The 20,453-nt window shown below is 45.0% G+C and carries 14 protein-coding genes; 7 read left to right on the top strand and 7 right to left on the bottom strand.

What is annotated here, in order from left to right; translation table 11 throughout:
• Positions 1-18: 18 nt before the first annotated feature.
• From J4N43_RS09265 to J4N43_RS09275, 3 genes are all read right to left on the bottom strand, one after another.
• Positions 19-1,692, bottom strand: a complete 1,674-nt coding sequence (locus J4N43_RS09265) for an alkaline phosphatase D family protein (protein ID WP_062730696.1) — start codon at positions 1,690-1,692, stop codon at positions 19-21.
• Positions 1,693-2,021: 329 nt separating this feature from the next.
• The gene (locus tag J4N43_RS09270) at positions 2,022-2,399 is read right to left on the bottom strand and encodes a hypothetical protein (RefSeq protein WP_005377965.1); all 378 of its coding nucleotides are present in this window, start codon (positions 2,397-2,399) and stop codon (positions 2,022-2,024) included.
• A 288-nt stretch (positions 2,400-2,687) separates the two neighbouring features.
• Positions 2,688-5,042 carry a helicase-related protein gene (locus J4N43_RS09275; RefSeq protein WP_053349540.1) on the bottom strand — a complete coding sequence of 785 codons (2,355 nt, stop codon included), beginning with the start codon at positions 5,040-5,042 and terminating at the stop codon, positions 2,688-2,690.
• Between the two features lie 213 nt (positions 5,043-5,255).
• On the opposite strand from J4N43_RS09275, the gene J4N43_RS09280 reads away from it, so the two are divergent.
• The 3 genes from J4N43_RS09280 to J4N43_RS09290 all read left to right on the top strand — a co-directional run bounded on the left by J4N43_RS09280 (position 5,256) and on the right by J4N43_RS09290 (position 9,423).
• Entirely contained in the window at positions 5,256-6,944 is a 1,689-nt protein-coding gene (locus J4N43_RS09280) for an NAD-dependent malic enzyme (protein WP_005377977.1), read from the top strand.
• A 154-nt stretch (positions 6,945-7,098) separates the two neighbouring features.
• On the top strand, positions 7,099-7,833 hold the full coding sequence (locus tag J4N43_RS09285; protein WP_005388862.1) for a SanA/YdcF family protein: 735 nt from the start codon (positions 7,099-7,101) through the stop codon (positions 7,831-7,833).
• Positions 7,834-8,052: 219 nt separating this feature from the next.
• The gene (locus J4N43_RS09290; RefSeq protein WP_017634863.1) at positions 8,053-9,423 is read left to right on the top strand and encodes an SLC13 family permease; all 1,371 of its coding nucleotides are present in this window, start codon (positions 8,053-8,055) and stop codon (positions 9,421-9,423) included.
• A gap of 142 nt (positions 9,424-9,565) precedes the next feature.
• Here J4N43_RS09290 and J4N43_RS09295 read toward each other — a convergent pair whose 3' ends face one another.
• The gene (locus tag J4N43_RS09295) at positions 9,566-10,903 is read right to left on the bottom strand and encodes a GGDEF domain-containing protein (protein WP_031781257.1); all 1,338 of its coding nucleotides are present in this window, start codon (positions 10,901-10,903) and stop codon (positions 9,566-9,568) included.
• A 333-nt stretch (positions 10,904-11,236) separates the two neighbouring features.
• On the opposite strand from J4N43_RS09295, the gene J4N43_RS09300 reads away from it, so the two are divergent.
• Positions 11,237-12,061: a DUF2797 domain-containing protein gene (locus tag J4N43_RS09300; protein WP_053349526.1), complete on the top strand. Its 825-nt coding sequence runs from the start codon at positions 11,237-11,239 to the stop codon at positions 12,059-12,061.
• Positions 12,062-12,151: 90 nt separating this feature from the next.
• Here the strand turns inward: J4N43_RS09300 and J4N43_RS09305 are convergent, their stop codons facing one another.
• Both J4N43_RS09305 and J4N43_RS09310 read right to left on the bottom strand, forming a co-directional pair.
• Complete coding sequence (locus tag J4N43_RS09305) at positions 12,152-13,387, bottom strand: cysteine desulfurase-like protein (protein WP_005377986.1); 1,236 nt, start codon at positions 13,385-13,387, stop codon at positions 12,152-12,154.
• Positions 13,371-14,027: a 2OG-Fe dioxygenase family protein gene (locus tag J4N43_RS09310; protein ID WP_005377989.1), complete on the bottom strand. Its 657-nt coding sequence runs from the start codon at positions 14,025-14,027 to the stop codon at positions 13,371-13,373. Before J4N43_RS09310 ends, J4N43_RS09305 begins: the two co-directional genes overlap by 17 nt.
• Before the next feature lie 359 nt (positions 14,028-14,386).
• Between J4N43_RS09310 and trxB the strand changes: the two genes are divergently transcribed.
• The 3 genes from trxB (at position 14,387) to cydC (ending at position 18,951) form a co-directional block, all read left to right on the top strand.
• Positions 14,387-15,346, top strand: a complete 960-nt coding sequence (trxB, locus tag J4N43_RS09315; RefSeq protein WP_005377991.1) for a thioredoxin-disulfide reductase — start codon at positions 14,387-14,389, stop codon at positions 15,344-15,346.
• Positions 15,347-15,449: 103 nt separating this feature from the next.
• On the top strand, positions 15,450-17,237 hold the full coding sequence (cydD, locus tag J4N43_RS09320) for a heme ABC transporter permease/ATP-binding protein CydD (RefSeq protein ID WP_158159624.1): 1,788 nt from the start codon (positions 15,450-15,452) through the stop codon (positions 17,235-17,237).
• Positions 17,230-18,951, top strand: coding sequence for a heme ABC transporter ATP-binding protein/permease CydC (gene cydC / locus J4N43_RS09325; RefSeq protein WP_053349524.1), 1,722 nt, complete (start codon positions 17,230-17,232; stop codon positions 18,949-18,951). Before cydD ends, cydC begins: the two co-directional genes overlap by 8 nt.
• A 97-nt stretch (positions 18,952-19,048) precedes the next feature.
• Here the strand turns inward: cydC and dsdA are convergent, their stop codons facing one another.
• The gene (gene dsdA / locus J4N43_RS09330) at positions 19,049-20,380 is read right to left on the bottom strand and encodes a D-serine ammonia-lyase (protein WP_053349523.1); all 1,332 of its coding nucleotides are present in this window, start codon (positions 20,378-20,380) and stop codon (positions 19,049-19,051) included.
• Positions 20,381-20,453 lie beyond the last annotated feature (73 nt).

Below are 20,453 nucleotides of genomic sequence, written 5' to 3' on the forward strand. Positions count from 1 at the left end.
TTTCATATTAGGTTCAGTTTAGCTGATGTTTAACGTAGTGCCATCTGTTGTAAAGGCTGACTTAGTCGTCACCTGATATGTTTTGTCTTTAATCGTTGATACGAAATACCAGGTCGACTCTGCCTTGTCGGGCGTAAAAGTAACGCGCATAAAGCCACGCTGTTTGATGTCTGCCCACTGTAATTCTGACACTAAGTGCGGCAGCGTGTATTCCATTTGAGCGATCGCAACAGGGTCTAACGCGAGGTAGGCCTCTAACCCAGGGGAACTCACAGAGCTAGTCGCAAACTCTACCCCGATAGGATGCTTAGATATGTCTTTAAGCTCACTTGCCCATGCGTTGTGCGTATCTCCTGCCAAACAGACAAAGTTACCACTGCTGGCTTTGGCCAGTTGATAAACGCTCTCTCGCTCAACGTAGTAACCATCCCATGCATCTAGGTTATATGGCAAAGCAATGGTATCTAAACTTGGGTCAGAGAGATAACCCGTAATCGCAGAGTTTACCGCTAATAACGCCTCTGTTTTTTGTTCTTCAGTGGCAGTAAACAATTGAAACATCGCGGTCATAACCGAACTTGGCAACTCCATACGAGACATTAACACTTGTTGCCCTAGCACATTCCAAGTTGCGTCGTGCGTACTGAACGCATCCATCAGCCAAGCGAGTTGGTCACCGCCTAACAGCTCTCGGTCTTGACTGCGCGACTGAGCAACTAAACCGCCAATAGCTTCCATCGTTGGTGAGCTGAGCGAGAAATAATCCAACGGTTTATCACGCCCCACAAGTCGCGTGTCGAGCATCATCAAATTGACTAAACTTCCAAACGAAAACTGACGGTAAATCAGCATGTTTGAGAAAGTGTTTTCACGAACGGGCAACCATTCTGTCCACGCGGCAGCCGCAGCTGCACGACGATCATTAAAACTGCCTTCCTCTTCTTGATGGTTTTCCGCACCATTTTTCCAACTATCATTTGCAAGCTCATGGTCATCCCAGACTGCAATCATTGGTAGGCTCGCATGTAACGCTTGCAGATCAGCATCTTGGCGATATTGCGCATACCGTTTTCGGTAATCATCTAAGGTAATGCATTCAGTGCCTTTGCTTGGCTCTCGCCCTAGTGCCTCAGCATCTTCATTAGCGTAGCCACCAGCACCATACTCATATATGTAATCACCGAGATGAAGCACCACATCAAACGGGTCTTGCTCATGTTGATTTAAAATCTCTCGGTACACATGGAAATAGCCAGCAGGATAGTTTGCACAAGAAACAACCGCCATGGATGCCTTTTCTACACCATCTTCTGGTAATGTTTGAGTTTGCCCGACTTCGCTAGTGACATCACCAACCATGAATCGATAGTAGTAACGAGAATTTGCGTTGAGATTTTGAACATCGACTTTTACCGTGAAATCTCGGCTCGTGTCTGTGGCAAAAGTGCCACTTTGCACGATATCAGTAAAATTTTCGTTAGATGAAACTTGCCAGCTTACATCTGCGTAGCTCGCTGAGGTTGTAACACGAGTCCAAATGATTACTTGTGTTTGAGTAGGATCTCCACTCGCCACTCCGTGCTCAAAGGTAACCGCAACAGATTCACTAGCATCGCTACCACAGCCCACCAGCCCGGTAACAATCGCCGTTGAAGAGGCAGCTTTCATAAAGTCTCGACGAGACAAAGACATATTGACTTCCTTTCTTATTGTGTTTGTTTTTATGCCCAAATGACGTGGTGACTCAATCATCCTTGTGTGCCAATAAGGGACGTTAATTCGAACTTACAGTACCAACCACTTAGTCGGTAATTTGTCCTAAAAACACAAAGTTAGAAGCTAGTTATGACAATTGCATTTCCAAACGTTACATTTTTGTTAATTTAAGTGCAAATACTCTATATTCATCACACTTCCAAGACCTGTGACAAAAACCTCAAAATAAAAAAGCGACCTACTTTGAGGTCGCTTTTCATTGCACTATTGTTAAGTGGTACATCGATGAAGTGGAAATGCTCAGCCTAAAACTTGATGTTAAGGACATCTTGTTCTGACGTATCCACCTTCAACTGACTGCGAGATTCTATGTACTCGATTTGCTGAACATCGAGCGAATATGGCATAACGACTCGCAATTCATTGATCCCTTCATGTTTAGCTAGCTGGGTTAAGCGGACCAAATTGGATTCATCACTTTTACGAGAAGACATCGATTTTAATGCGGCATCCCACAACCGATCTTCAGGCTTGCTCAATTCCGCAATGTTCTGTTTCCACATCAAACCGAAAATAGGCGCGATGGTGGCAAATGCCTCTAAAAAGGTCCATTTTTTACTACCTGTCGCTCCTAAAAAGCTAGTGTAGTCGAATTCAATGCACGTCTTTCCTTGTTGATCCATTCTATGCCCCCGACACTCGAAAATGAGATATACCAAATATCGTTCAACTGTTTTGATATAGCAATGGGATATAAAACATTCGTCTTTTATGCCCTAATTTACATACAAAAGGAAATATTAAAACCAGCTTTGTAACAACTGATGTACAGCTTCGCCATATATAAGCATTCAATTGATTAATATTTCAATTAAGAAACTAAAAACAACACGCAAGTAACGCTATCAATATGAAATCATTATAGATTCACCAAGAAAATATCAATTCTTGTCACAACGTCATCCGCCGACCTACTTTACATCAATCACTCGACTGGCCTTTTTATACTGTATCTTCCAACCAGCCCAACGTGGCAGCTCCCAACGCTTCGGGTCCCCCTTACGGTTTCCCTCTCGATAAACGACCTGTACCAGCTTGCGAGACGCGTAATACTCAACATCCAGTTGGAGTTCTGGCAGCGAAAGTTCTAAAGGGTACTGCTCCGTGAAATCGTCGTATTCCCATTCTGGAACACCGTTAAATGTTAAGTCTTCCGGTTCAAACAACGCCATATCATCGACATTTTCAACGCCTAATGTTTCCAACTGATCCTTTAACCAGCTAGAAAATGTCAAGGAGGCCAAGTCGTTAACCTCTTCTCCTTCGACATTAAGGCCCAATGCGTTGTAGAGTTTCCAGTGTTGGATTTGTTGTTTTCTTTGAGAAGCAAATCCTGGTAACAGTGTCTCGTCTTCTATCATTTCGACAATAGACTGAACAGCAACATCACCTTTTAACGCTTGATGTTCAGTACAGATTGTTCGTCCGGCGTAGACCAAATGCATCGTTGCTCTTGGGGTCTCCTCTTCATAATTCGTCTCACCTTGTTGCCACTCCCCTAGCTCAAGTTCGCGTAATAATGTCAGCGGGATAGGCATCATAACCGATGCGAGGTTCAGTGTTTGCTTAACGCCTCGTCCTGGCACGCTATGGCTATCTAGCACGATGGCCGCTTCTTCTTTATCAGGAAAGCGGCTGTTACGCCCAACCAGCATCTCGACTACGCCATTTCCTAGAGCATCCCTTCGACGAGCTCGTCGGACAAACACAAGCTCAGGGTGCAATGAGGCGATGGAGAAAAAGAGCGCTTCACGTTTATATCGAGAGGCAACGTCAAGTTCCGGCAATTCAAATATTTCTCGCATTTGTTTCGCTAAACCTTGTGACTCTTCGAGTGCGCTGGCATCAATGACAATGCCCGGAAATCGCTCCCCCCGAACCAAACGGATAAGCAAAGAGGCATCACATCCGTATGGCTCCTCTTGAGATAGAAGCTCAGCGACTTCGCCACTTTGTCGCTGATAGAGCTGTGCAGGCACAGATAAGGCGGCAGCCAAATCAATCATTGCTTCCTTCTCTGGCTTCGCTTGAATTCTGGTAACAAGATCGGCAAACAGTGCATCAATGGGTAGTGGATATACTTTTCTCCCATGCTGCGTGACATTGCCATCCTCATCAATCGCTTCCATAGATAACAACGTCGAATGAGATGCCTCTAGCGACTTTGGGGGAATTGAGTCGAGAAAATCGAGTGTTGAGAGACGGTACCCACAACAAGCCGCTGCCAGCATGGGCTCGACGAGCTCTTCTCTGTGTAATTCTGGAGGTGTCACCAACTCTAAAGGCGCGTGCTCACCATATAGACGAATACAAGCCCCTTCGGTAACGCGACCTGCTCGCCCCATTCGCTGCGCGGCACTGGCCTTAGAAATGTTGGTTAATGTCAGTGCTGTACGTCCATTTCGTTGTACAGTTCTGCGCTCTAAACCACTATCGATTACCACACGGATATTAGGAATGGTCAGAGAGGTTTCCGCGACGTTGGTTGCCAATACGACTTTCCGTTGCTTTTGTACCGTCAGCGCACGATGTCGTTCTTCATCACTGACCGAGGCATGAAGTTTAACCACCATGACATCACTGCTGCTTTGTAGCATCTGCGCGCATTGGGCGATCTCTTTACGTCCTGGGAGAAAAACAAGAATATCGCCATCTTCATCTTCCAGTACTTCTTTTACCGCTCCGACAACCTCCTGTTCACATCCCTTTTTGTTCGGTAAATAGCGGCTGTCTGTAGAACGATGTGTCACCGTGACTGGAAAGCAACGTCCCTCCGAACGCAGACGCTTAGCATTCAGGTAACGAGCAAGCTTTTCGCCTTCTAAGGTAGCGGAAGTGACGATCAATCGATGTTGATTTTCTTGCTTCAAAATGGCGGTTAATAGATCAATATCCCAGCGTCGCTCGTGAAATTCGTCCACTATCACGACATCAAAGTCTGCTAGCTTGTTTTCCGAAAACCAACGCAGTGCAACCCCCGGAGTCACAAATACAACTTCGGTTTTTTCATCAAAGTAGGCATGAAGCTTGATCGCGTAACCGACTTTGCGACCTATTGGCTCTCCAGATTGCTCCGCAAGAAATTCAGCCAGCGAGGTACAAGCAATTCGACGTGGTTCAATAACCAGAACGCGTCCGTGTTTTGCCGCCCACATGGGCAAGCGGGTAGATTTACCCGACCCGGTTTCGGCTTCCACCACAAGATGGTTAAGGCTTACATGATGGTCAAACTCGGCTTGCAGGCTGTCGATAGGTAGTTGAAACATAGAAATTGGACTTGATTTGATGATGCAAAACATTATACCCAAGTAAAAAAATCCTGCTTTAGGTATCTCTAAACAACCAATATTGCCGATATTTTCGTCGGTATCTGAATTTTTTTGCGACATTACATTGATGTGCATCAACGCATGTTTACAACTAAATAGTGAACCCGTTAAAATTTGGTGCGCATCCTTCAACCCTACATAAGGCACCCAATGAACAACGATAAACGCCCACTATATATTCCATATGCGGGTCCGGCTCTTTTAGCAACCCCTCTTTTGAACAAAGGCAGTGCATTCTCTGCTGAAGAACGTAGTTCATTCAACTTAGAAGGTCTGCTTCCAGAGTCGACCGAAACTATCCAAGAGCAGGTGGAACGTGCCTACCAGCAATACAAAAGTTTCGAAAGCGATATGGATAAGCACATTTATCTGCGTAACATCCAAGACACCAACGAAACATTGTATTACCGCCTAGTGCAAAATCACATTTCTGAGATGATGCCTATCATCTACACGCCGACTGTTGGCGCAGCATGTGAAAACTTCTCTAACATTTACCGTCGTGGTCGTGGTCTGTTCATTTCATACCCAAACCGTGACCGTATTGACGACTTGCTGAACAACGCAGCAAACCACAACGTTAAAGTGATTGTTGTGACAGATGGCGAACGTATCCTTGGCTTGGGTGACCAAGGTATCGGCGGCATGGGTATTCCTATCGGTAAACTGTCACTATATACCGCGTGTGGTGGTATCAGCCCTGCTTACACTCTACCAATCGTGCTTGATGTGGGTACCAATAACCCGCAACGCTTAGCTGATCCGATGTACATGGGTTGGCGTCATCCTCGTATTACGGGTGCAGAATACGATGCATTTGTAGAAGAGTTTATCCAAGCGGTACAGCGCCGTTGGCCTGATGCTTTGATCCAGTTCGAAGACTTTGCTCAGAAAAATGCGATGCCTCTTCTAGAGCGTTACAAAGACCGCGTGTGTTGCTTCAATGATGATATTCAGGGTACTGCAGCTGTTACTGTTGGCTCTCTACTTGCCGCCTGTAAAGCAGCAGGAACTCAGCTTTCTAAACAACGTATTACCTTCCTAGGCGCAGGGTCTGCTGGTTGTGGTATCGCAGAAGCGATCATCGCACAAATGGTATCGGAAGGAATTTCTGACGAGCAAGCTCGCTCACAAGTTTACATGGTTGACCGTTGGGGTCTGTTACAAGAAGGCATGCCTAACCTTCTTGATTTCCAACAACGCTTGGTGCAAAAGCATACCAATACGAAAGAGTGGGAAAATGAAGGAAATGGCTTCTCACTACTCGATGTTATGCGTAACGCCAAGCCAACGGTACTAATTGGTGTTTCTGGTGCGCCTGGCCTATTTAGCCAAGAAGTCATCGAAGAAATGCATAAACACTGTAAGCGTCCGATTGTCTTCCCACTGTCGAACCCAACAAGCCGCGTGGAAGCGACACCGAACGACATCATTCGTTGGACAAATGGTGAAGCACTGGTTGCAACAGGTAGCCCATTTGAGCCAGTGGTTCATGAAGGTCGCACTTACCCTATTGCACAATGTAACAACAGCTACATCTTCCCAGGCATTGGCCTTGGTGTACTTGCTGTCAATGCAAAACGTGTCACTGACGAGATGCTAATGGAATCAAGTCGCGCGCTAGCAACATGTTCTCCTCTAGCAATCAATGGTCGTGGTGCACTACTTCCACCACTGGAAGAGATCCACTTAGTGTCGAAAAAAATCGCATTTGCCGTTGGTAAAAAGGCAATTGAACAAGGTGTCGCATTAGAAATTACTGATGAAGCATTGAACGTGGCAATTGAACAGTCGTTCTGGCAACCTGTTTACCGCCGCTACAAACGCACTGCGTTCTAAGCTTGAGACAATTCGTTTAATAATTAGCCTCTACCATGTAGGGGCTTTTATTTTTTTATCATCCTAACCAGATTTTGGCATAAATGGGCTTCTCTCTTTTTGCTTCTATCAGATATGATGAGAACTACATTTTTAGTTAAGGATATAAAACGTTTTGTTGTTTTCTCGCATAAGATCAAAGTGGAAGCTGAAATTTTCCTGGAAGCGATTTGCTTTGATTTTGTCGATCTCTGCACTTAGTCTGCTTGTTTCTGTTATTGCCATCGACCGATGGGTGGTTTTACAAGCCAAAGAGAGCATTTTCACCGAATACGAGCAAATCCCTCAACATGAGGTTGCCGTAGTTCTTGGTACCAGTAAGTACATCGGAAAGATCCTCAACACTTACTACACTCATCGCATTAATGCGGCGATTGAGCTTTACAACCAAGGCAAAGTAAAACAGTTTTTATTGAGTGGCGATAACGCCCACCGTTCATACAACGAACCGTGGACAATGAAACGCGATTTACTTAAAGCAGGCGTGCCTGAAGAAGTGATTCACCTTGATTATGCTGGCTTTCGTACCTTAGATTCGATTGTACGAGCGAAAAAAATTTTTGCTTCGGAGCGATTTCTGATTGTGACTCAGCGCTTTCACTGTGAACGCGCACTGTTCATCGCTGATGCTTACAGCATTGATGCGCAGTGTCTCGCGGTAGCAGGGCCGACGGCCAACAAGCAAAAAACATCGATGCGTGTTCGAGAACTGCTAGCCCGTGTGAAAGCGTTTTTAGACCTGTATATTATCAATACGCAGCCTAAGTTCCTTGGCCCTCAAGAACCTATCGTTGCAGTAAAAGAGCCAAATAAAGCAGCTAACGAGCCTCTTCAAGTCCCCGTCGAATAGAGGAATAACGTGGCTCACAAGCCTAGTAACATTTCTATAAAACAAATGGGTAGTTTTCTACCCATTTCCAATTCTCAACATCACACTTTCTAATTTGCTCTACGATTCAGGCAAAACTCTTTTTCGCATTCAAAGTAACATTTCATCAATAAATAACTACAAGTCAGTTACTTTGCCATAAAAAAACCGACAAAAGGCAATGCAAAAGGAGCACTACCCATGACCGCACTCGCTGTGACATTGAAGAATTGGTTCTTCACTCGCAACAGCATGATTTTGAACGCGAATATCCTATTGTTCATTATCTTGTTTAATACCTTACCCTTTGAACCACAAGTAGTAACCGGCCTGAGCATCTTAGTTTTTGTTGCTATTCTGTGGCTAACCGAAGCGATTCACGTCAGCATTACTGCGCTGCTCATACCACTACTTGCGGTATTTTTGGGTGTGTTCAACACTCAAGCCGCACTGAATAACTTTTCCAACTCCATCATTTTTCTATTTTTGGGTGGTTTTGCACTAGCTGCGGCTCTACATAAACAAAAGTTAGATCAAGCGATTGCAGATAAAGTACTATTGCTGGCAAGAGGAAAAATGTCTGTCGCTGTATTCATGCTATTTGGTGTGAGTGCTGGCCTGTCAATGTGGATTTCAAACACCGCCACCGCCGCGATGATGTTACCGCTTGTGCTGGGTGTGATGACAAAGCTAGACGCCAAGAAAAACCACAACACCTTTTTGTTTGTTCTACTCGGTATCGCTTACAGTGCTTCAATTGGTGGTATTGCAACACTGGTTGGTAGCCCACCAAACGCAATTGCAGCCGCTGAAGTTGGCCTAAGCTTCACTGAATGGATGAAGTTTGGTGTACCTATTTCCCTAGTATTAATGCCAATCGCTATCCTCGTATTGTACACGATGACTAAGCCTGACCTTAGCCACAAGTTTGACCTTGACCATCAACCAGTCGAATGGACAAACGGCAAAATGATTACGTTGGCGATTTTCTTACTGACCGTAACTTTGTGGATATTCAGTAAGCCTATTAACGCTATGCTGGGTGGCTTCGCGAAGTTCGATACTCTTGTAGCCATTGGCGCCATCCTTCTACTTGGTGCTTCTCGCGCCGTCGAGTGGAAAGATATTGAGAAAACAACCGACTGGGGTGTGTTAATCCTATTTGGTGGTGGTATCTGTCTGAGTAACGTCCTAAAAGCAACCGGAACAAGCGTATTTTTGGCTCATAGCTTGTCAGGCTTCCTTGAGCAAGCCGGTATTCTCTTAACGATTCTTGCAGTGGTTGCTTTTGTTGTCTTCTTAACTGAGTTTGCGAGTAACACCGCCAGTGCTGCGCTACTTGTCCCTGTATTTGCGACCATTGCAGAAGCCTTAGGCATGTCTCCGGTTATTCTCTCTGCACTGATTGCCGTCGCTGCATCTTGTGCATTTATGTTACCTGTTGCAACACCTCCAAACGCGATTGTGTTCGGTACGGGTCATATCAAGCAAAAAGAAATGATGCGAATTGGTTTCGTATTAAACATTGCCTGTATTGCTGCACTAACGCTTTTCGCTTGGTTGTTCTGGTAAAAATAGCAAGTTCGATTAGCACTACACTGCTGCTCACGGTAATCGTATCGATAACCCAAACTTCCCCCCTAAGTGGTGTTCAGCAGTATCCCTCTTGGTGGCCAGTTGGCCACCTTTTTTCTTTCCTTTTAGTGAACGGCTATCAGGCTTGCTTCTTTTCGCAAGCAAGTAAACCATAATGAGCTTCCACTCGGTTGCGACCATTGCGCTTCGCCTGATACAGCACTTCGTCAGCTCTCGCCATGGTTTCTGAGACGCGTTCATTCTGCATTTGGGCAACGCCAATACTGCAAGTTAATGATTCACCGTGCACCCACAAATGATCCTCCACATTTTTGCGAATCATTTCTGCCTTCTCTAACGCTTGTTCAATATTGGTATCAGGGCAAAATACGACAAACTCTTCGCCGCCCCAACGAACGAGTCGATCGTCTGAGTAAATAGAAGTCGCTACCACCATGACAAATTCGCGCAATATGTCATCCCCCATTTGGTGCCCAAATTTGTCGTTCACCTTTTTAAACTTATCCAAGTCCAAATAGAGAATACTGAAGGTGTTATGCCCCCAGCGAACCTGACGAGATTGTTGTTCCAGCCAGTGTTGCACAGCATATCGGTTCATCGCGCCCGTCAAAGCATCTCGATGCGCTAGCTCTGCAAACTCATAGTTTTGAGCTCGCAAAGTATCATTCACCTTTTCCAAATGACGGTGACGCTTTTGCGCTTTTTCATAAGCCACTCTATTTTTTCGTAACTCATGCAGTGAAAAAGCCAGTCCAAGCGCCATCCAAGAGAGTAATAATGCATACAACAATGTTTCTTGCGCAAGGTAAGCGCCTTCAAACTCAATTTTATCAATCACAATTCTATGTTTACCAAGTGCCGCACCAGACCCAGTTGCAATATCAATACGTGTGATGTTTGAAAATTCAGGTGCAGAGTGCTCAATCGCGACTCCGTTATCTGCTAACCACCAGGTCATCACCTGAAGATTTTTAATCGGAATTTCGACAATATCGCTCGAACCCGACGGAGAAAACTGCATGCCATTATATTTAATGGTGTACTCGTCGTCCGGCTTGGAATACTCAGAATTATAATTGCGAAGATACAAACGTAGGTCGTGGCTAGGGTTAGCCCCTATTCCTGCCTCTTCATATCGCACCTTCAATCGAATCGTATGGTAGTTGGAAAGGTCAATACCCTGTGTTGGCGTTGCTGAATCGGTATAAACCGAGATTCCGCAGTAAGGCCAAGCATACGAGCTCTGCTTTAGTTCACAGCTAAGGACTAGGCTTTGCCGATCGTATGTGATATCTGCCTCACTCACACCTCCTTCACTGGCATCTTTAGTTGCATAGATATTGAAATGCTCAGGTGTAATGGTCAGCTTTCGCGTATCGCCAAGCACACTATAAAGGGCAACCAAACTGATAGTGCAAATAGAAAGAGCAAAGATAAAGTTATGGATCCACTTCATGGGCAAGTGACCTGCTGAGATTATACAATACGTGGGGTTCAATAATTTCAAAAATGAAATCAAGGTGATTTATCAAGAAATAAAATCGCTTTTTCATTCAATTCTTAGTTTCGACACATGGTAACGGATTTTGAACCGTTATCACGTTTTAAAATTTCTAAAAAGTGCAGCCCAACTTCTATTTGCGAAGCATTTCACAGCCATAATTTTTAGAAAATAAAACACGATGCATAATAATTTAGTGCAAGACACTTACTTTAAAGCTCCTGTCAACCCTGCATCTCTTCTCCACTTCAGTATATACTGTGCAAAAACACAATAATGAGTAATGTCATGTCATTAATTGCAACTGGCACGCTAAACAAAATGCGTGCTTCTCTGGACGGTGCCGTCAACTACCGTCTTCCTGTCGGTGAGGAAGAAATCGACTTAACTCCTTTTCTGGGTAAAACGCTCACACTGACTCACACTGGCAATATTTTTTGTTGCTCATGTGGAAAGAAAACGAAAAAGAGTTATTCGCAAGGCCACTGTTTTGTATGCATGAAAAAGCTAGCAAGCTGCGACATGTGTATCATGAAGCCAGAGACCTGCCACTACGATCAAGGGACTTGTCGCGAACCACAATGGGGTGAAGAGAATTGCATGGTGGATCACTTTGTCTACCTGTCCAACACATCCAGCTTAAAAGTTGGTATTACTCGTCATACTCAAGTCCCGACTCGTTGGATTGACCAAGGCGCGACTCAGGGCTTGCCAATTTTTAAAGTAAAAACTCGCCATATCTCCGGTTTAATTGAAGTTGAACTGGCGAAACATATCGCAGACAAGACCAATTGGCGCACACTGCTAAAAGGTGACGGTGAACCTATGGCATTGCAGGACCGTTTTGCTGAGCTATTGCCTTTAGTCGAAGAGAAAATTGCCGAGATAAAACAGCAATTCGGCGAAGATGCCATTGAAGTATTAAACGAAAGCATTACCGACCTTAGCTACCCGGTACAACAGCACCCAACGAAGATCACTTCGCATAACTTCGATAAAAACCCGGTTGTTACTGGCACTTTGCAAGGCATCAAAGGTCAATACCTCATCTTTGATACCGGCGTTATTAATGTAAGAAAATTCACTTCCTATGAAGTTGAAGTTAGTGAGTAATCGCTTGCAGAACGCGTTGATTCAAATAAAAATGAAAAAAGCTCGATTTTGACTCGAGCTTTTGTTTTTCTATTAGGAAGAAATCGTTAGTTATGCGTCAAGGATGCTTTCTAGCACATCGAATAACATATCGACTTCTTCTATTGTGTTGTAATGCATACAACCAATTCGCACTACACCACCCGATTCTTCTAAACCAAGTTGACGAACTAAGCCCAACGCATAAAAGTGACCATTCCATACACAAATGTTATGTTCACCCAGTGTTTTCGCGATGAACTCTGGAGAATATCGGTCAAACGTTAGCGCAAAAGTTGGCGTGCGGAGTTGGCTATCTTCCTTTGCGATACCGAATAGATTGACACCATCTAATGCATTCAAACGCTGCAAGAAACGCTCACTCAAGCGCTGCTCATGTTGTTCATACAGTTGGTAGCTTTGCTCCAATCGTTGGCGAAGAGGTAAACCGACTTCACCAAATTGAGCCAGGTACTCAACCGCAGAAACGACACCAGCAAGACCTTCAAAACTTTGCGTTCCTGTTTCAAATCGACCAGGGCCTATATTAGTGGCAGGCTCGACTTTGTAAGGGCGAATACTGTGGAGCCACTGATCGGCTATGTAAGCAATACCAACGTGCGGTCCGAAAAACTTGTAAGCTGAGCAAGCTAAAAAGTCACAACCTAACGCTTGAACATCAACCAAATGATGAGGCGCATAATGGACGGCATCCACATAAACTTGTGCCCCAACATTGTGCGCCATGCTGACTACTTGCTGTACATCCACAATAGAACCCGTCGTGTTCGATGCATAAGTCACAGCGACAAGGCGCGTTTTATCAGAAAGAAGGCGGCTTAAATGCTCCATATCAAGCGTACAATCTTCTTCGTTGATACGAACTTGATGAACCGTAACGCCTTTATCTTCTGCCGCTTGCTGCCAGCTGGATACATTTGAATAGTGATCCAAAGCGGAGACAATGATCTCATCTCCTGCTTGCCAATCTCGACTAATCGCGCGACTAAGCTGAAAGGTTAGTGAGGTCATATTGGCACCGAAGACAATATTGCCAGATGAAGGGGCATTAAGTAGAGCCTGAGCCGACTCACGCGCATTTTGCATTACGTCAACGGTCACTTGGCTAGAAAAATAATGCCCGCCTAAGTTAGCGTTGAAACGACCTAAATACCCAACCATGCTGTCTAGTACTGGTTGAGGCACTTGTGAGCCACCTGGACCATCAAAAAACGTCACGGGCTTGTCGTTGTGGTATTGAGCCAACGCCGGAAATTGCTCTCTGATCTGATTAAGATTGAAGTTCATTACGCTTATCCGTAGCAGTAAGTACAAATACATCCATATGGCCCGCTTCGTCATCAATAACAGAGCGGATAGGGCACGCGTTATGCCACAGCTTGCTATCAGCCAAGATTGCGACCTCTCCGGTTTCTAGCACTTTACGGAAAAATGGGGCTTGGTTATGGCTGCTGTACAGCATGATGTCGCCACCGATGATGTTATGGCGTCCCACACCAACCATTGCAATATGATCAAAACCGTCTTGGTGCACACCTTCAGGTGCTACTTGGGTTTCTTCTTCCAGTGCCCTGATACGGATTTGGTGAATTTCTATTTCTTGACCGTTTGGCAGATGATTCGCATTGACAAACAATTCACACATTTCTCGAAATCCATCGCTGGTAAGAATATCCTTCTCAATTGGCTCGAATTGTCTTACTACATCACCTTGAAATCGGTTGATATCAGAGGATTGAACAAAGCTATTTTTATTTAAGTCGATGACTTTGCCGTTATCAAAGCCAACCACAGAATAACGTCGTAGTCGATACTGACCATCTGCATGTTCGGTACGAGGCAGTTCTTCAAACGATGGGGAAAGCTGCTCAATTGCTGCCATGCTGAGCTGTGTTAAATGTAGAGTATTCTCACGTGAATGTAACATCATTTGCTCCTTTAATGAGGCACATTAATTAACATTTAATTTACACACTAGGTTACGCAAATATTCTGCAATTACCAGCTTTTAACGTTGATAGCTTCAACAAAACGACGAAAACAACATAACAAACCAAACCAAACCACAAAAACAGAGCCATGTTTCAGTTTTACGCTTTGACAATATTTGAAACTAGACTTCTCTACTACGAATAGAATTTTATGCTAGAAGTCAACGTTCTCAATCAATATTTAGTGGGTTCTAATCTATAACCAATTATTCGATCACAATCGTTGTTTATGCTTTTAAAGCACTAAGAATTTCCATACAATCGAGGGAAATGTTACGCCCTTTTTGGAGCCATAATGAGCGACGTAAAACACTGTAAATTATTAATTCTTGGTTCTGGTCCTGCAGGATACACAGCTGCCGTCTACGCAGCGCGTGCAAACTTAAACCCTGTGCTTGTGACGGGAATGCAACAAGGTGGTCAGCTAACCACCACAACTGAAGTTGAAAACTGGCCAGGCGATGCTGAGGGACTGACAGGTCCAGCATTGATGGATCGCATGAAAGAACACGCCGAGCGTTTTGAAACTGAAATCGTATTTGATCACATCAATGAAGTAGAGCTATCACAACGCCCATTTCGTTTAAAAGGCGACTCAGGTGAGTACACTTGTGATGCCTTAATCATATCTACCGGCGCATCAGCAAAATACCTTGGCCTTGAGTCTGAAGAAGCATTTAAAGGTCGCGGCGTTTCTGCTTGTGCAACCTGTGACGGTTTCTTCTACCGTAATCAGAAAGTTGCAGTTGTGGGCGGTGGTAACACGGCTGTTGAAGAAGCGCTATACCTATCTAACATTGCGTCAGAAGTTCACCTGATCCACCGCCGCGATTCATTCCGCGCAGAGAAGATCCTTGTGAAACGTCTGATGGATAAAGTTGAAAGCGGTAATATCGTTCTTCATACCGATCGCACTCTCGATGAAGTACTGGGTGACGATATGGGCGTAACGGGCGTCCGCATTAAAGACGTGAACAGCGGTGCGACAGAAGATATCGATGTAATGGGTGCATTCATCGCAATTGGTCACCAGCCAAACACACAAATCTTTGAAGGCCAAGTAGACATGAAAGATGGCTACATCATCGTTCAATCAGGTCTTGAAGGCAACGCAACACAAACTAGTATCGAAGGTGTATTTGCAGCTGGCGACGTAATGGACCACAACTACCGTCAAGCGATCACCTCTGCAGGTACAGGTTGTATGGCTGCATTAGATGCTGAACGTTTCTTAGACTCACTTGGTGACAAATAACTTTTCACATTTGTGTCATATCCTTAAAGCCCAGCGGTATTCCCGCTGGGTTTTCTTTTGTATACTACCGCCTCATTAAAACAATTATCATTAAGCCTTCACGATGGATAAGAAAAAGCAAAGCAGCTTGAATAAGTGGCTGAAGCAACAAAGTAAGTTAGCCAAGCGCTGGCTTATGATTGCGATAGGCCTAGGCGTACTTTCAAGCGTGTTTTTATTGGCTCAAGCAGCCCTGCTCGCCTCCATTCTGCACCAGTTAATCATTGACCAAGTCGACAAAGCCGAGCTCATTTGGCATTTTGTTGGGCTCGGTGGCACGGTTATCGGTCGAGCTGCTTGTACCTGGGGTCGAGAGCTTGCCGGTTACCGTTGCGGGGAGCAAATTCGAGTTTATATTCGCCAACTCATTTTAGATAAAGTTCACAAGCTTGGGCCAGCTTACATCAAAGGCAAACCTGCTGGCAGTTGGGCAACGCTCATCTTAGAGCAGGTAGAAGATATGCAAGATTTCTTCTCACGCTACTTGCCTCAAATGTCATTATCGGTACTAGTGCCTTTCATCATTTTGGTTGTCGTATTCCCAGTAAACTGGGCAGCAGGCTTGATCTTCCTGGTCACTGCACCACTAGTGCCTATTTTCATGGCACTGGTTGGGATGAAAGCCGCAGAAGCAAACCGTAAAAACTTTAAAGCGATGCAGCGTTTGTCGGGTCACTTTTATGACCGCTTGCAAGCAATGACAACCATTCGCTTATTCGATAGAACAAAATCTGAAACTGAGACGCTAAAGGGTGCTTCAGAAGTCTTTCGTACTCGTACCATGGACGTTCTGAAAATCGCGTTTCTGTCTTCTGCGGTGTTAGAGTTTTTCACTTCTATTTCTATCGCAATTACCGCTGTCTACTTTGGCTTTAGTTATATCGGGGAGCTCGATTTCGGCTACTACGGCGCAGGTGTTACGCTCTTTGCTGGTTTGTTCATTCTGATTCTTGCTCCAGAGTTTTATCAGCCATTACGTGATTTGGGCACGTTCTATCATGCGAAACAGCAAGCGGTTGGCGCAGCAGAAAGCATTGTCGAGTTTCTGGATTTGGAAGTCGATCAAATCAAAGATGGTACCCAAGCGTTAGATAAAAACAGCCCTATCCATATTGAAGCGGACCAGTTAACCATTTTTAGTCCGGAAGGTAAGCAGCTCGCAGGTCCCCTATCCTTCTCTCTTGAAGCCAACAAAAGTACAGCGTTGGTTGGACCAAGTGGCGCAGGTAAAACAAGTTTGGTAAACACAATCCTCGGTTTCATGCCTTATCAAGGTAGCTTAAAAATTAATGGCTGCGAATTGTCGCAACTGGATCTAGCCACATGGCGAGAGGCAGTAAGCTGGATTGGTCAAAACCCGATGCTATTACACGGTGGCATTCGAGATAACATCACACTAGGTAAGCAAAATATTCAGGATGCAGACGTACATTCTGTGTTGAATGACTCTCACGCTGCTGAATTTGTTGAAATGCATGGGTTGGATTATCCGATATCTGATCGTTCTGGTGGTTTATCTGTCGGCCAAGCGCAGCGTTTAGCACTGGCTCGCGCCATGCTACAAAATGGTCGTTTTTGGTTATTAGATGAACCAACCGCAAGCTTAGATGCTCGCAGTGAAAAACTCGTGATGGAAGGCATTAACAAGTATGCGCATGCCACAACGAATTTGATGATTACTCACCAACTTGCGCCTTTACAAAACGTATCGCAAATTCTTGTTATGCAGGACGGCCAGATTGTTCAACGTGGTGATTACGCCACACTGTCGACAGAAGATGGCTTATTTAAAGACATGTTGGAAGCGAACCTCGCACAACGTGAAACAGACAAGGAGAACTTAGATGCGTGATTTACTCCCTTATCTAAAACTCTATAAAAAACACTGGTTTGGTCTTTCGCTAGGTATGCTACTGGCATTTCTGACCTTAGCGGCGTCTATTGGCTTATTAACGCTATCAGGTTGGTTTATTTCAGCCGCAGCGGTGGCAGGCTTGACGGTTGCTCGTGAGACCTTCAACTACATGTTACCAGGTGCCGGGGTACGCGGCGCTGCAATGGCTCGAACCGCAGGTCGATGGGGAGAACGTGTCGTTAGCCACAATGCAACGTTCAAGCTGCTTACCGATCTACGCATCTTCTTCTTTAAGAAACTTGCACCACTGATTCCGGGTCGTGTTTCTACGATGCGTGATGCCGATCTGCTCAACCGCTTAGTAGCGGACGTAGATGCGATGGATCACGTTTACCTTCGACTTATCAGCCCTGTCGTGATTGGTGTTTTTGGCATATTGAGTTTAACGGCTGTCCTGGCGTTCTTTGATTGGCATCTCGCCCTACTGCTTGGCTCGATTCTTACCGTCATGTTGTTTGTATGGCCAGTACTGTTCTATAAACTGGGTAAAAACAATGGCGAGAATCTCACTCATCATAAAGCGCAATTGCGAGTGGCGACACTGGACTGGCTTCAAGGCTACAGTGAACTGAGTATCTTTGGAGCAGAAGAACGTTATCGTAATCTCATTCTAGAGAAGCAGAAGCAGTTGCTGTCTAACCAATTTGTGAACGCGAATTTAACGGGCATGGCTTCAGGCCTGCTTATGCTGGTGAACGGCATTACACTGGTTGTGATGCTTTGGTTTGCTGCAGACGGCGTAGGTGGTCGTGCTCCTGATCCTTGGATTGCGCTGTTCGCGTTTGCAACCATGGCTAGCTTTGAGATTCTGATGCCTATCGCGGGCGCATTCCAGTATCTCGGTCAAACGTTGACTTCTGCTCGTCGTTTAAATGAAGTAATTTTGGCTGAACCTGACGTCGTCTTCCCTGAGCAGTCGAAACATAAAGACACAACGTTAGACATTGAATTCGACAACATAGATTTTACTTACCCTGACGGTCAGCAAAAGGTGCTGAAAGACTTGTCACTCTCACTACCGTTGGGCACTAAAACTGCAATTGTAGGTCAAACAGGTTCAGGTAAATCAACACTGATTCAGCTTCTTTGCCGCTACTGGGATGTTAACCAAGGTGAAGTTCGAATCGGTGGTACAAAACTGCAAGATTGGAGCGAGTCGGACCTGCGAGCAGCAATGACTGTGGTCAGTCAACGCGTAGATGTACTAAACGGGACACTACGTGACAACTTACTCATGGCCGCTCCGGATGCAAGTGATGAGCAACTGTCTACTATTTTACGAAAAGTCGAGCTTGGCGGACTTCTTGAAGAGCCAGGTTTAGACGCTTGGTTAGGCGACGGCGGTCGTCAGTTATCTGGTGGTGAGAAACGCCGAATCGGTATTGCTCGAGCATTGCTACGTGATGCCCCAATCCTACTCTTAGATGAGCCGACTGAAGGCCTCGATAAGCGTACGGAACAAAAAGTGATGGCGCTTTTCAATGAACACTTTGCTAATAAGACAGTAGTATTCATTACACACCGACTGATAGAGTTAGAAAGTATGGATAGCATCTGTTTGATGGAACAAGGTGAGATCATCGAACAAGGCGACCATCCAACGCTACTCGCTCAAAAAGGTCGTTACTACCAGCTATTACAATCTCTATAATTCGATTTTCAGTGACGAGAAGGGCTCATCAAACGATGAGCCCTTTTGTTATTCCTGTATTATTAGTTACCTAATTAAGCACGTATACAGTGCTGATTTACCGACCAGATTTTTTGAGATAAGCCGCCATTTCATCTTCCGGAACCATGCCCCCACCTGTTGCCCAAACAAGATGTGTTGCGTTTTTGAGTTTTTCTTCGTCAAATTTCATTCGAGACTGATAAGCATGGTTATTCGAGACGTGCACTGCCCCAATCATACCGGCTAATGCAGAAGGCTCTAGATTAATACCTTCCAGTTCACTTAACTCACCCAAGTGGTGATACATACGAGCGTCATCAATGGTGTAAAAACCATCAAGTAGCCTTTCCATCGCTCTTCCGACAAATCCCGAGGCACGACCTACTGCCAAACCATCAGCGGCGGTAATGTTATCGATACCCAAATCTTGCACCGAAATATCGTCATGCAAGCCTGTATGTACGCCCAACAGCATGCACGGTGAGTGCGTTGGCTCTGCGAAAATACAGTGGACATGCTCGCCAAATGCTACCTTCAAGCCAAATGCCACCCCACCAGGTCCACCGCCAACACCACAAGGAAGATAAACAAACAATGGATGATGCTCATCAACCACGATTCCCAAGTCATCAAATTGCTGCTTAAGACGCTCACCCGCAACAGAGTAACCTAGAAACAGCGTCCGTGAGTTTTCATCATCGATAAAGAAACAGTTGGGATCTTTTTCTGCCTCTTTACGACCTTGCTCGACAGCAATACCATAATCTTCTTGGTGCTCTACGACATTAACACCATGTGACCGGAGCTTATTTTTCTTCCATTCCCGCGCATCCGCAGACATGTGGACTGAAACTGAAAAACCCAGCTTCGCACTCATGATGCCGATGGACATACCAAGATTGCCGGTTGAGCCAACCGCAATACTGTACTGCTTAAAAAACTGCCGAAACTCATTGCTGAACAATTTGCTGTAATCATCGCTTTCACAGAGCAAGCCGGCATCAAACGCCAACTTTTCTGCATGAGTGAGCACTTCATAAATACCACCTCTCGCTTTGATCGAACCAGAAATTGGCAAATGACTGTCTTTTTTGAGCATTAAATGGCCCAATATTGGCGTGTCGTATTGCTGCTCCAAACGCACTTTCATATTGGGAATATCCACCACTGCGGACTCAATAACGCCACGCGACGTTTCCGTTTCGGGAAACGCTTTCATCAAATAAGGCGCAAATCGTGTTAGCCGTTCACTCGCCGCTTGAATATCTTTTTCATCTAACCCGACATGAGGTAAGCCTTCCTCCAATGAAGTGATATGGGGGTTGAACCAACAAACCTCTTCAAGATCAATAAGTGCAGCCAAGAGTGGGAACTGCTTAGTCAGCGCTTCAATATTTGCCTTGGTCATTTTACCTTCCTGGAATGATGTGAGTTGAGATAAACAAAAGCGCCGCAATAGCGACGCTTTGGAGAACAACTAT

This window comes from Vibrio sp. SCSIO 43009 (assembly GCF_023716525.1).
Taxonomy (GTDB): domain Bacteria; phylum Pseudomonadota; class Gammaproteobacteria; order Enterobacterales; family Vibrionaceae; genus Vibrio; species Vibrio alginolyticus.